At 74.3% G+C, this 12,203-nt stretch carries 11 protein-coding genes and 1 tRNA gene; 9 read left to right on the top strand and 3 right to left on the bottom strand.

Annotation, left to right across the window (positions count from 1 at the left end; genetic code table 11):
• Positions 1-29: 29 nt before the first annotated feature.
• A tRNA-Glu gene (locus tag NI26_RS09865) sits at positions 30-105 on the top strand.
• A gap of 111 nt (positions 106-216) precedes the next feature.
• On the opposite strand, the gene NI26_RS09860 is transcribed toward NI26_RS09865, so the two are convergent.
• Positions 217-741 carry a MarR family winged helix-turn-helix transcriptional regulator gene (locus tag NI26_RS09860; protein WP_066654882.1) on the bottom strand — a complete coding sequence of 175 codons (525 nt, stop codon included), beginning with the start codon at positions 739-741 and terminating at the stop codon, positions 217-219.
• 85 nt (positions 742-826) lie between these two features.
• Between NI26_RS09860 and NI26_RS09855 the strand changes: the two genes are divergently transcribed.
• Complete coding sequence (locus tag NI26_RS09855; RefSeq protein WP_066654881.1) at positions 827-2,032, top strand: FAD-dependent monooxygenase; 1,206 nt, start codon at positions 827-829, stop codon at positions 2,030-2,032.
• 54 nt (positions 2,033-2,086) lie between these two features.
• Here the strand turns inward: NI26_RS09855 and NI26_RS09850 are convergent, their stop codons facing one another.
• Positions 2,087-3,208 carry an NAD(P)-binding domain-containing protein gene (locus NI26_RS09850; protein WP_066658377.1) on the bottom strand — a complete coding sequence of 374 codons (1,122 nt, stop codon included), beginning with the start codon at positions 3,206-3,208 and terminating at the stop codon, positions 2,087-2,089.
• A gap of 236 nt (positions 3,209-3,444) precedes the next feature.
• Here NI26_RS09850 and NI26_RS09845 point away from each other — a divergent pair, with 236 nt between their 5' ends.
• The 7 genes from NI26_RS09845 to NI26_RS09815 all read left to right on the top strand — a co-directional run bounded on the left by NI26_RS09845 (position 3,445) and on the right by NI26_RS09815 (position 10,717).
• Entirely contained in the window at positions 3,445-4,944 is a 1,500-nt protein-coding gene (locus tag NI26_RS09845) for a pyridoxal phosphate-dependent decarboxylase family protein (RefSeq protein ID WP_235426342.1), read from the top strand.
• Positions 4,941-6,449, top strand: a complete 1,509-nt coding sequence (locus NI26_RS09840; protein WP_081984922.1) for a SidA/IucD/PvdA family monooxygenase — start codon at positions 4,941-4,943, stop codon at positions 6,447-6,449. The genes NI26_RS09845 and NI26_RS09840 overlap by 4 nt, the downstream gene beginning before the upstream one ends.
• Positions 6,446-8,782, top strand: coding sequence for a GNAT family N-acetyltransferase (locus NI26_RS09835; protein ID WP_066654878.1), 2,337 nt, complete (start codon positions 6,446-6,448; stop codon positions 8,780-8,782). Before NI26_RS09840 ends, NI26_RS09835 begins: the two co-directional genes overlap by 4 nt.
• A gap of 84 nt (positions 8,783-8,866) precedes the next feature.
• Positions 8,867-9,274, top strand: coding sequence for a RidA family protein (locus NI26_RS09830; RefSeq protein ID WP_066654877.1), 408 nt, complete (start codon positions 8,867-8,869; stop codon positions 9,272-9,274).
• Between the two features lie 5 nt (positions 9,275-9,279).
• The gene (locus NI26_RS09825) at positions 9,280-9,729 is read left to right on the top strand and encodes a fluoride efflux transporter FluC (RefSeq protein ID WP_066654875.1); all 450 of its coding nucleotides are present in this window, start codon (positions 9,280-9,282) and stop codon (positions 9,727-9,729) included.
• A complete protein-coding gene (gene crcB / locus NI26_RS09820; RefSeq protein ID WP_066654873.1) occupies positions 9,726-10,115 on the top strand; it encodes a fluoride efflux transporter CrcB in 390 nt (129 codons plus the stop codon). Before NI26_RS09825 ends, crcB begins: the two co-directional genes overlap by 4 nt.
• Entirely contained in the window at positions 10,112-10,717 is a 606-nt protein-coding gene (locus NI26_RS09815) for a histidine phosphatase family protein (protein ID WP_066654871.1), read from the top strand. Before crcB ends, NI26_RS09815 begins: the two co-directional genes overlap by 4 nt.
• A gap of 329 nt (positions 10,718-11,046) precedes the next feature.
• Here NI26_RS09815 and NI26_RS09810 read toward each other — a convergent pair whose 3' ends face one another.
• Positions 11,047-12,114 carry an FUSC family protein gene (locus tag NI26_RS09810; RefSeq protein ID WP_066654869.1) on the bottom strand — a complete coding sequence of 356 codons (1,068 nt, stop codon included), beginning with the start codon at positions 12,112-12,114 and terminating at the stop codon, positions 11,047-11,049.
• Positions 12,115-12,203 lie beyond the last annotated feature (89 nt).

Raw genomic sequence — 12,203 nt, 5'->3', positions numbered from 1 at the left:
AGTGTGTCCCGCTCTCGAGCGGGGCGTGCGGCCCCATCGTATAGCGGCCTAGTACGTCGCCCTCTCACGGCGGTAACGCGGGTTCGAATCCCGCTGGGGTCACCACACCCGAGAACCCCTCCGAGCTCCGGCCCGGAGGGGTTCTCGTCGTTCGCGGCGAGGCGGTGCTCTCGGGGATGCGGAGCCCGTTGCTCCCGGCGAGGCGCCGCCCGTCGATCAGTGGGCGGTCGCGGTGGTCGAACCACCGCTCCGACGCGCCGCGAGGCGCGTGTTCGCCGCGGTCGCGGCCGTCGTCATCCGCGCGAGGAACCGCAGTGCGGCCCGGAGCTCGGTGGGGTCGCTCTCGCGGAGGGCGCCGGCGATCTCGCGCCCGGCGAGCGCGAGGAACGCCTCGTTCGCAGCCCGCGCCGCGGCGGTCGCGCGCAGGGTCACCCGCCGGCGGTCCGTGCTCTCGCGGTGGCGGGTCACGTGCCCTGCCGTCTCGAGCCGGTCGACGAGCACCGAGGTCGCACCCGACGTCATGCCGATCTGCCGGGCGAGCCGCGCGGGGGAGAGCGGCTCGCCCGCCTGCTCGGCCCACAGCACCTGACCGAGGGCGTTCGCATCCGTCGTCGACATCCCCATCCACACGCCGAGGTGCCGGTCGAGCTCCTCGAACGCCACGGCCCAGTCCCGGAGGTGGTGCATGACGGCGACCTCGTCGTCCTGCCAGTCTGTCGTGAGCGGGTCGATGTCGGGCATCCAGGTTCCTCCACAGTCAAGTCGCTTCACTGTAAAGCACGAGCGGTCGGTCCCAGCCGACCGCGCAGCACACGAGGAGCAGGACATGTCCGCACCACACGCAGTGATCTCGGGAGCGAGCATCGCAGGTCTGTCCGCCGCCTGGTGGCTCCGGCACACCGGTTGGGACGTCACCGTCGTCGAACGCGCTCCGGCCTTCCGTGACGGTGGGCAGAACGTCGACGTCCGCGGCGTCGCGAAGCAGGTGCTCGAGCGGATGGGGCTGACGGATGCGGTCCGTGCCGCGAACACCACCGAGACCGGGACCGTCCTGGTCGACACCGAGGGACGGGTGACCGCGACCCTGCCCGAGGGGCCGGACGGCGCGACCGCCGAGCTCGAGGTGCTCCGGGGCGACCTGGCCCGCACGGTCCGCGACGCGCTGCCCGACGAGGTGCCCTTCGTCTTCGGTGAGCGGATCACCGACGTCGACGACACCGCGCCCGGACACGTCGCCGTCACGACGACCTCAGGTCGGACGCTCCGGGCGGACCTGCTCGTGGTCGCCGAGGGTGTCCGGTCGACCACCCGGGCGCTGGTGTTCGACCACCCGGGCGACGTCGCCGAGCGGGACCTGGGCGTCACGATGGCGTTCGGGACGATCCCTCGGACGGACTCCGACGACCGACGGTGGCGCTGGTACAACGCCGTCGGTGGACGCCAGGTGCACCTGCGCCCCGACCCGTACGACACGACCCGCGCGATCCTGGCCTGGGCCGGCGACGACGACGGGGTGACCGGCGCCGAGCGCACGGGGGTGCAGGCGGGGCTCGAGGAACGGTTCGCCGACGCCGGGTGGCAGTCGCGCCGTGTGCTCGACGGCTTCGCCACGTCGGACGACGTCTACGTCGACCGGCTCACCCAGGTGCGGATGCCCGTCTGGCGACGGGGCCGCGTGGCCCTCGTCGGCGACGCGGCGTGGTGCGTCACGCCCATGGGCGGAGGAGGCGCGTCGCTCGCCCTCACCAGCGGGTACGTGCTCGCCGCATCGGTCACGGGTCGCTCCTCGGACCGTGCGGACCTCGACCGTGCGCTCGCGGCGTTCGACGACTGGATGCGACCGCTCGTGGACGACGTGCAGGGCATCCCGCGCGGGATCGTCCGGTTCGCCTACCCCCGGACCCGGCTCGGGCTCGCGCTCCGCCACGTCGCCGACAGGGTGCTGCTCGAGGGGCCGCTGCAGGGCCTCGCGGCGAAGGCCACCCGCGTCGCCGAGACCGACCGCGAGCTCCCACCGGTCCCGGTGGTCTGAGGCTGCTCGGCGGCACCGCTCGGCGAGACGCTGACCGGGTCCGGGGTGCGGCGGTCAGCGCTCGACGTCAGCACTCGGCGGTCGACCGTCCCCGCGGGTGCCCTCGTGGGTGTCGAGCCAGCGGTCCAGGTCGCGGGCGGCGGCCCGGCCCGCGCGGTTCGCCCCGACGGTCGACTGCGACGGGCCGTACCCGACGAGGTGCACGCGCGGCTCGTCGGTCACCTGCGTACCGGCGACCGGGACGCCGCCGAGCGGGCCGCGCAGGTGCATCGGCGCCAGGTGGTCGAGGTCCGCGCGGTACCCGGTCGCCCAGAGCAGGACGTCCACCGAGGTGTCGGTGCCGTCGGCCTCCACGACGCCGTGCGGTCGGACCCGCGTGAACATCGGCCGCCGCTCGAGCACACCGCGCCGAGCGGCGTCACGCAGCGCGCCGGTCCAGATCAGTCCGGTGTACGACACGATGCTCGCCGGCGGTCGACCGGCCCGGACGTCGGCGGCCACGCGTCGTTCCACGTCGACGCCGTCGACCTCGTGGACGAAGCCGCCCGGCAGGAACACCGGTTCGCGCCGGGTGTACCAGACGGTCGAGGTGACGAGGCTGATCTCCCCGAGCAGCTGCACCGCGGAGATCCCGCCGCCGACGACGGCCACGCGCCTGCCGCGGAAGTGCTCGGCGTCGACGAAGTCGCGACTGTGCAGCTGCTCGCCGAGGAAGGATGCGGCACCCGGCACGTCCGGGACCACCGGGGTGTCCCACGTGCCGGTGGCGTTCACCACGGCGCGCACCAGCCACGAGCCGTGGTCCGTGTCGAGACGGAGTGCCCCGTCGGGGCGGTCGTCGACCGGTGTCACCGACCGCACGCGGACGGGCCGCAGCACCGGGAGGGCCTCGCGCGCCTCGTGGTCGGCGAAGTAGCGGGGGACCGCGGTGCGGGCCTCCTCCGCAGGGTCGACGGGTGGGAGCGGCGTGCCGGGCAGGTCGTGGATGCCGTTCACCGTGGCCATCCGCAGCGACGCCCACCGGTGCTGCCACGCGCCTCCTGGCCGTTGGTTCGCGTCGAGCACGACGACGGTCCTGCCGGCCGGCCCGCCGCGGTCCCCGGCGCCGGACACGGCGCGGAACCCGCGTCGGCGCAGGTGGTGCGCGACCGACAGTCCGGCCTGCCCCGCGCCGATGACGGCGACGGTCGCGACTGCGTCGACGGTCGCGACTGCGTCGGCGGTCGCGACTGCGTCGACCGTCGCGACTGCGTCGGCGGTCGCTTCCGCGTCGGCGTCGGCGGCGGACGGAGGGCAGGTCACCCGGTGAGCGTACCGGGGCAGGCCGGGGCGGGCCGAGCGCGACAGAACGACCGGTCTTCCCCCGGGTGTGGCTTCCGTTCCGCGGAGGAGTGAGGTTAGCCTTACCTAACGTGAACAGCTCCACGCCATTGCTCGAACTCCTCACGTCCGACCGCTCCGACCGGTACCGCAGGGTCGTCCGGGGCGCGGTCGACCGGACCGCCGACCGACTCGCGGCCGTCACCGCGCCGACCACCGACACGCCCGCCGCCGTCCTCCGACAGCGGATCGCGGCGGTCGACCTCGACCGACCGCTCGGGTCGGCGGAGGCCGCCGTCGCCGAGGTCGACGACCTCTTCACCGCGGAGGCCGTCTGGTTCCACGACCCCGGGTACCTCGCGCACCTCAACTGTCCGGTGGCGGTGCCCGCGGTCGCTGCCGAGGCGGTCCTCGCGGCGGTCAACCCGTCGGTCGACACCTGGGACCAGTCGCGGATCGGCACCGAGATCGAACGTCGGACGGTCCGGTGGGTCACGGACGCGATCGGCTTCCCGACGGGGGACGGGGTCTTCACCTCGGGTGGGACCCAGTCGAACCTGCACGCCCTGCTCCTGGCGCGCCAGGCCGCGACCGCACCGCTCCGCGCGGGAGACCGTGCGCACCGCTCGCCGGCACTCGACGACCTCGTCGTGTTCGCCACCGCGTCGAGCCACTTCAGCGTCCGGAAGTCCGCGATGCTGCTCGGCCTGCCGGAACGTGCCGTGGTCGACGTCGCCGCCGACGCAGCGGGCCGGATGCGACCGGACGCCCTCGCCCACGCGATCGCCGACGCCCGGCGCGAGAGCCGGACGCCCGCGGCCGTCGTCGCGACCGCGGGCACGACCGACCGCGGCTGCATCGACCCGCTCGAGGCGATCGCCGACGTCTGCGACCTCGAGGACGTCTGGTTGCACGTCGACGCCGCGTACGGCTGCGGTCTGCTCGTGTCCCCGACCCGCCGACACCTGCTCGCCGGCATCGGACGAGCGCGGAGCGTCACCGCGGACTTCCACAAGTCGTTCTTCCAGCCGGTGTCGTCGAGCGCGCTGCTCGTGCGGGACCCGGAGGACCTCCGCCGGGCCTCGTGGCACGCGGACTACCTCAACCCCGAGGACGCCGACGAGCCGAACCAGGTCGACAAGTCCCTGCAGACCACCCGACGGTTCGACGCCCTCAAGCTCTGGGCGACCCTCCGGGCGAGCGGCGCCGAGGCGATCGGACGGGCCTTCGACGCGGTGCTCGACGTCACGGAGCGGGTGCACGAGCACGTCGCGGCACACCCGAACCTGGTGCTCGTCGCGCCGACGCAGCTGAGCACGGTGCTCTTCCGCTGGCAGCCGGACGGGGTGTCGGACGCCGAGGCCGACGCACTCGTCGCGCCGCTGCGCGCGGCCCTGCTCGCCGAGGGGCGGGTACTCGTCGCGAAGACCGTGATCGACGGCCGTCCGTGCAGCAAGCTCACCCTGCTCAACCCCACCACGAGCACGACGCAGGTCGTCGCGGCGCTCGACCACGTGGTCGACACCGCGGCGCGCCTGCACGCCAGCGGCGTCCCCAGCACGGCCGGCACGACGACGGGAGCAACCCGGTGACCACCAGCACCAGCACCAGCACCACCAGCACCAGCGCCACCAGCACCAGGACCAGCGACACCGGCGACGGTGCCGGCCGCGTCCTCGACCTGGTCGGGATCGGGATCGGCCCGTTCAACCTCGGGCTCGCCTGCCTGACCGACCCGATCGACGACCTCGACGCCGTGTTCCTCGACCAGGCCGACGGCTTCGCCTGGCACCACGGCATGATGCTCGACGACGCCACCATCCAGGTCCCGTTCCTGGCCGACCTCGTGACCATGGCGGACCCGACGTCGCCGTTCTCGTTCCTCGCCTGGCTCAAGGAGACCGGGCGGCTCTACCCCTTCTTCATCCGCGAGGACTTCCACCCCCTGCGCGTGGAGTACGACGCCTACTGCCGCTGGGCCGCCGAACGGCTCGACACGCTGCGCTGGGGCCGTCGGGTCGTCGCCGTCGAGCACGACGAGGACACCGACCTGTTCACCGTGCACGCCGAGACCCCGAGCGGGTCCGAGCGGTACGTCGCCCGGCACGTCGTGCTCGGGATCGGCACGGAACCCGCTGTGCCCGAGGCGCTCCGCGACCTCGACGGACCGGTCGTGCACTCCGCGGGGTACCTGCCGGCGCGTGACGCGCTCCGGAGCGCCGACTCGATCGCCGTGGTCGGGAGCGGGCAGTCCGCGGCCGAGGTCTACCGCGACCTGCTCGAGGGCATCCGCGACGGCGGTTACCGCCTCGACTGGATCACCCGATCGCCCCGGTTCTTCCCGATGGAGGACACCAAGCTCACGCTCGAGATGACGAGCCCGGAGTACACCGACCACTTCCACGCCCTGCCCGGCGAGGTGCGAGACCGGCTCGGTCGCGAGCAGCGGGGGCTGTACAAGGGCATCAGCGCCGACCTGGTGGACGAGGTCTACGACACGCTCTACCGGATCAGCGCCCGCGGGCCGGTCCCGACGACGCTCCGGACCGACACCAGCGTCGTCGCGGCTGCGTGGCTGCCCGAGCGGGACCGCTTCCGACTGACCCTCCGACACGCGCAGCTCGGCACCGAGGCGGTGCACGAGGTAGCCCGGCTCGTCCTCGCGACCGGGTACCGACCGCGGGACCCGGACTTCCTCGCCCCGGTCGAGCACCTCGTCCGCCGTGACGACCGCGGTCGGTTCGCCGTCGCACGCGACCTGCACGTCGACACCCTCGGCGGACGGATCTGGGTGCAGAACGCCGAGGAGCACACGCACGGTCTGACCGCCCCCGACCTCGGGATGGGGGCGTGGCGGAACGCCTCGATCATCCGCTCCGTCACGGGGCGGTCCGTGTACGGCCTGGAGGAGCGGATCGCCTTCCAGGAGTTCGGCCTGCCCGGTGGACGGCCGGTTCCGGACGCTGCTGCCGACACCGGAGCGGCCGCTGCGGCCGGCACCGGGCCGGACGCTGCGGCCGGTCCCGTCGCCGACGCCCCGGCGAGCGCCGCAGCCGCGGCAGCCCGTCGGACCGCGACCGCCGGGGCCGCGTCGTGAGCGCCCTGGCGACCGTCGCCGCACGGGCGGACGCGACCACGGGCCTCCCGTCCGTCCACCCGGTGGTCCCGGACCGCGACGCCGCCGTCGTGCAGGCGTGGCTCGCCGCCCCGGCGTCCTCGTGGTGGGCGATGTCCGACCACGACACCGACGCGGTCCGCACGTACCTCCGTTCGGTGCAGGAGGACCCGGCGCAGGCGGGGTGGGTGCTCCGGTGGGAGGGCGAGCCCGTCGCGTACGCGGAGACCTACGACCCGGCGGCCGTGCTGCTCACCGACGTGTGGGACGCGGAACCGGGCGACGTCGGCATGCACCTGCTCGTCGCTCCGCCGCCCGACGAGGGACGTGTCCACGGGCTGACACGTGCCGTGATGCGAGCGGTGGTCGAGCACTGCCGCGACGCCCTCGGCGCGCAGCGGGTCGTCGTCGAGCCGGACGTGCGCAACACGGCGGTGCAGCGGAAGAACGCCGAGGTCGGGTTCCGTGTCCTGCGCGAGGTCGACGTCGACGGCAAGCGCGCGCTGCTGTCGGTCCTGGACACCGGCCGGATCGGCACGCCCGACGACGACGGACCCGCCGCGCACCTGCGGCCGGAGCACCTCGAGCCGGCCGAGCGGCACCTCGTCGCCAAGGCGATCGCGGAGTTCACGCACGAACGGTTGGTCGCCCCACGGCCCGACGGTGCGGGCTGGGTGCTCGACGCCGGGGACTCGACCTACCGCTTCCGCGCGCGGGTGCACACGCTCGAGCACTGGGTCGTCGACGAGGCCTCGCTCACCCGCAGCCGCGCGGGCGTCCCGGCGCCGCTCGATGCACAGGACCTCGTGCTCGCGCTGCACGAGCAGCTCGGGATCCCCGACGCCCTCCTCGGGACGTACCTGGAGGAGATCGCCTCGACGCTCGCCAGCGCCGCGGCGAAGCACCGGCGCGGCGGCCCCTCCGCCGCGCAGCTCGCCCGCGGCCGGTCGGACGGCGACGTGGTCGCGGGGTTCCAGGACGCCGAGGCCGCGATGACCGAGGGGCACCCGGCGTTCGTCGCCGCGAACGGGCGGATCGGGTTCGGGCTCGACGAGTACCGCGCGTTCGCCCCCGAGTCCGGCGGGCGCTTCCGGTACCGGTGGCTCGCAGCCCGTCGTGAGCACACGCACCTGGCGCTCGCCGCGGACCGGTCCGAGCACCATCACTGGGACGCCGAGCTCGACGCGTCGACGGTCGCGCGCTTCCACGAGGTGCTCGACCGACGCGGGCTCGACCCCGCGGAGTACACGTGGTTCCCGGTGCACCCCTGGCAGTGGCAGCACCGGATCGCGGTGACGTTCGCCCCGGACCTCGGGCGGCAGGACCTCGTCGACCTCGGCGAGGGGCCGGACGACCACCAGCCGCAGCAGTCGATCCGCACCGCGTTCAACCGTTCCCGGCCGGAGCGGTCGTACGTGAAGACGGCGCTCGCCGTGCAGAACATGGGCTTCCTGCGGGGGATGTCACCGGCGTACATGCGGACCGCGCCCGCGGTGAACGACTGGGTGGCCGACCTCGTGGGGTCCGATCCGGTCCTGGCCGACGCCGGCTTCGGGGTGCTCCGCGAGCACGCGGCGATCGGGTACACGGGGGACGTCTGGCACCGGATCGGGGCCGTGTCCGCGCAGCAGGGTGCACCGCAGCGGAAGATGCTCGCGGCGCTCTGGCGGGAGAGCCCGGTGCCGCGCCTGCTGCCGGGGGAGCGGCCGATCACCATGGCGGCGCTGCTCCACCGGGACGCGAGGGGTCGGTCGGTGGCTGCTGCGCTCGTCGCGGAGTCGGGGCTCGACGCCGCGTCGTGGGTCGAGCGGTACCTTCACGCGTACCTCCGCCCCGTCGTGCACTGCCTCACCGAGCACCAGCTGCTGTTCATGCCGCACGGCGAGAACCTCGTGCTCGTGCTGCGCGACGGTGCGGTGTCCCGCGTGTTCATGAAGGACATCGGGGAGGAGGTCGTGGTCGTCGGGGACGTCCCGGTGCCCGCCGGGATCGAGCGGATCGTGCACCCCGTGGACGACGACGAGGCGGCGCTCGGCGTCTTCACCGACGTGTTCGACGGGGTGCTCCGGTACCTCGCGGCGATCCTCGACGACGACGGAGTCCTGCCGAGCCGCGTCTTCTGGCGGCTCGTCGGCTCCTGCGTGGACGACGCCGCGGCGGGACGGGCGCGGCCGATCGACCTCCGCGTGCCGGACTTCGAGCACTCGTGCCTGAACCGGCTGCAGCTGCGGAACACCCTGCAGATGGTCGACCTGTCGGCGCAGACCGACTCGCTCATCCGGGCGGGTCGCACGGCGAACCCCGTCGCACGCTGAGGGTCCGCTCACACGGGCGGCTCCGGGCCGGTCCCGCGGGCGGCGGGCACGCTCCCGCGGGTCCGGTCGTGGCAGGCTGGCAGGGTGACCAGCGCCGTGCAGCTCATCCGCTCCGACCGACTCAGCTCCGTGGCGGAGTACGCGTACGCCGCCACCGCGCCTGCCGGTGCCCGACTGGTGTTCCTCGCCGGGGCCTGCCCGCTCGACGAGCAGGGTCGCACCGTCGCCGTGGGGGACCACCGTGCCCAGGCCGCTCGGTGCATGGCCAACCTCGAGACGGCGCTCGCCGCGGCCGGCGCCGGACTCGGCGACCTCCTGCACACCCGCGTGCTCGTGGCGTCGTCCGACCGGGCCGACCTCGTCGCCGCGTGGGAGGTCGTCCGGGCCGCGATGGGGGACCACGACGTGCCCAGCACGCTGACGGGGGTGACCGTCCTCGGCTACGACGACCAGCTCGTCGAGGTCGAGGGCGTGGCCGCCCTGGTGGACTGACGTCCGTGGACACCCGCACGACCGACCGGCCCCCGCACCGTCGCTGGCGGTACCTCGGACTCGTCGCGCTCGGCGGTGCGATCGGCACCGGCGTGCGGGCTGCGCTCGCCGCAGCGTTCCCCGCGGTGGACGGCATCAGCTGGACGATCCTCGGCATCAACGTCGTCGGAGCGTTCTGCCTCGGGGTGCTCCTGGAGGCACTCGCGCACGCGGGTCCGGACCTCGGCCGACGTCGGGCGCTCCGGCTGTTCGTCGGCACGGGCGTCCTCGGTGGTTTCACGACCTACTCGACCCTCGCCGACGACACCGCCCGGCTGCTCGACGTCGGGCGGTGGGGCGCCGGCGCCGGGTACGCGCTGCTGTCGGTGGTGCTCGGGCTGGCCGCCGCGGCAGCGGGAGCGTGGGTCGCCGGCGCTCGGCGCTCCCGGGGCGCTCGGAGCGGGGGTGCCCGGTGACCGTGCTCGGACTCCTGCTGGTCTCCCTCGGCGGCGGGGTCGGCGCTGCGCTGCGCTGCTGGCTCGACGGCACCGTCAAGGCCCGGGTGGACGGCACCGCGCTCGGACGCTTCCCGCTCGGCACGCTCGTCATCAACGTCACGGGATCGCTCGTGCTCGGGCTCGTCACCGGGCTCGGGGAGACCGGCGCCCTCGGCCCCTCGGTGGTCGCCGTGCTCGGGACGGGCATGATGGGCGGGTACACGACGTTCTCGACGGCGAGCGTCGAGACCGTGCAGCTCCTCCGATCCGGCAAGACCCGGACCGCCGTCCTGAACGGCCTCGGGATGCTCGTCGTCTCGGTCGGCGCAGCCGCGCTCGGCCTGCTCATCGGAAGGAACACATGACCTCGGAACGCCCCGGCGAACTCGTCCTCGTCCGCCACGGAGAGACGGAGTGGTCGAAGAGCGGTCAGCACACCGGCCGCACCGACATCCCGCTCACCGACGAGGGCATCGAGCAGGCGAAGCGCGCCGGCCGGTACCTCGCCGACCGCACCTTCGCGCTCGCGCTCTCGAGCCCGCTGCAGCGCGCGCGGGACACCGCTGCGCTCGTCGGCGTCGACCCCGAGCTCGACGAGGACCTGTACGAGTGGGACTACGGCGCGTACGAGGGCCTGACCACCCCGCAGATCAAGGTCAAGCGGCACGGCCCGTGGGACCTCTGGACCGACGGGGTCCCTGCCGGCGACACCCCGGGGGAGAACGCCGCCGAGGTCCGGGTCCGCGTCGAGCGGGTCCTGAACCGCGTCCGTCCGGTCCTCGCCGAGGGCGACGACGCGATCGTGGTCGCGCACGGACACGTGCTCCGCGCGCTCGGTGCCGCCTGGATCCGCCTCGCGCCGCAGGACGGAGCCGTGCTCAAGCTCGGCACCGCCACCGTGAGCTCGCTCGGCTACGAGCACGGCCGCCCCGTCATCGACTCCTGGAACGTCGCCCCGCGCGACTGACGCGCGCCCGCTTGCGCGTCCTGCGCCCGCACGACCCGGGGCACGTCGCGCCACGTGTTCCCGCGGCGCGACGTGCTCGCGGCTGTGCGCGTGACAGGCGACCCGGTTGCGGTCGGGAGGCGCGGTGCGGGCTGACCACGCGCCTCCCGTCCGGCGCGCGCTCGCTGGTGCGTCCTGCTCCCGCACGACCCGGGGCACGTCGCGCCACGTGTTCCCGCGGCGCGACGTGCTCGCGGCTGTGCGCGCGACAGGGCGCGCGGCACCGGCGCTGCGCGGCACCGGCGCGCCGCGTCGGCGCCGCGCCGCGTCGGCGCCGCGCCGACGCCGCGTCAGACGGTGCGGATCGCGCTCGTCGCGCCGAGCGGCCGGCCTCGTCGACGCTCGACGAACCGCCCGACCACCAGGAGCGCGACGCTCACGAGCGCACCGAGCAGCGTCTGCGCGATGCGGTCGAGCGCGAGGAGCTCCGGCGCCTCGGGCAGGCTCAGCCACGACACGGCGAGCGCGAGCGGCGTGAGGAACAGCAGGGTCACGGCGTAGTGCCGCGCGACGAAGATCTCCGCGAAGAACTGCCCGACGACGGCGATCACGACGATCCACCAGACGCTCGGCTCGAGCAGCAGGATCCCCACGGCCACGACCGTGCCCCCGACGGTGCCGACCACCCGCTGCCAGGCGCGACGCAGCGTGTGCCGCTGCCGGAGCGCGGGCAGCGTCGACACCACAGCGATCACCGCCCAGTACGGGTGTCCGAGCCCGGGGATCGTGACGGCGACCGCTCCGGCCACGACGGACCCGACGACGTTGAGGGCGACGGTCTCCCGCAGCGCCGGCGTGCGCAGGACGTCGAGCGTGCGGTGCTTGCGTGCCGCCAGCGGCCGGAAGCGGTGCGGCGCCCGCGGGTGCAGGAGTCGACGGAGCACCGCGCCCGACATCGCCACGAGCCACGCCCACGCGACCGAGCCGACGATGATCAGCAGGACCGTCGGCAGGTCGGCGGGCCGCAGCGGGACGAGCGAGGAGACGACGAACGCGAAGACCGGGAAGATCGGTTGCGCGGGGATCGTCTGCAGCGCCGTGAGCGTGCACACGGCGACGACGAGCACCACCACGAGCCCGACCGCCTGCAGCCACAGCGGGTGCCCGAGCAACGCGACGCCGATGCCCGCGAGCATGCACGCCGCCTGGAGCGCACCGGCGACGCCGGTCGTGACGGCACGCTGGCGGTACGGCTCGGTCGCGCCGAAGATCGCCGTGAAGCCGGCGAACATCGCGAACGCCGCGTAGCCCGGCATCCCCAGGGCGATGAGCAGCGCGAGCGGTGCGCCGCCCGCGATCGCGGCGCGGGCTGCGCCCTCGAGGTTGGTGGTCCGGGTCGAGTGCGCAGGCGTCGTCATGTCGTCACCATCTTCCCACCGCGACGGGTGTCGCCGACGCGGGTCGCCTCGTCCGGACCGCACCACGGCCGGACGGGAGGCGCGTGGCG

It is taken from the genome of Curtobacterium sp. MR_MD2014, from assembly GCF_000772085.1.
Taxonomy (GTDB): domain Bacteria; phylum Actinomycetota; class Actinomycetes; order Actinomycetales; family Microbacteriaceae; genus Curtobacterium.
The sequence above is the reverse complement of the archived record's forward strand: the minus strand, read 5'-3'. Positions and strand labels throughout refer to the sequence as shown.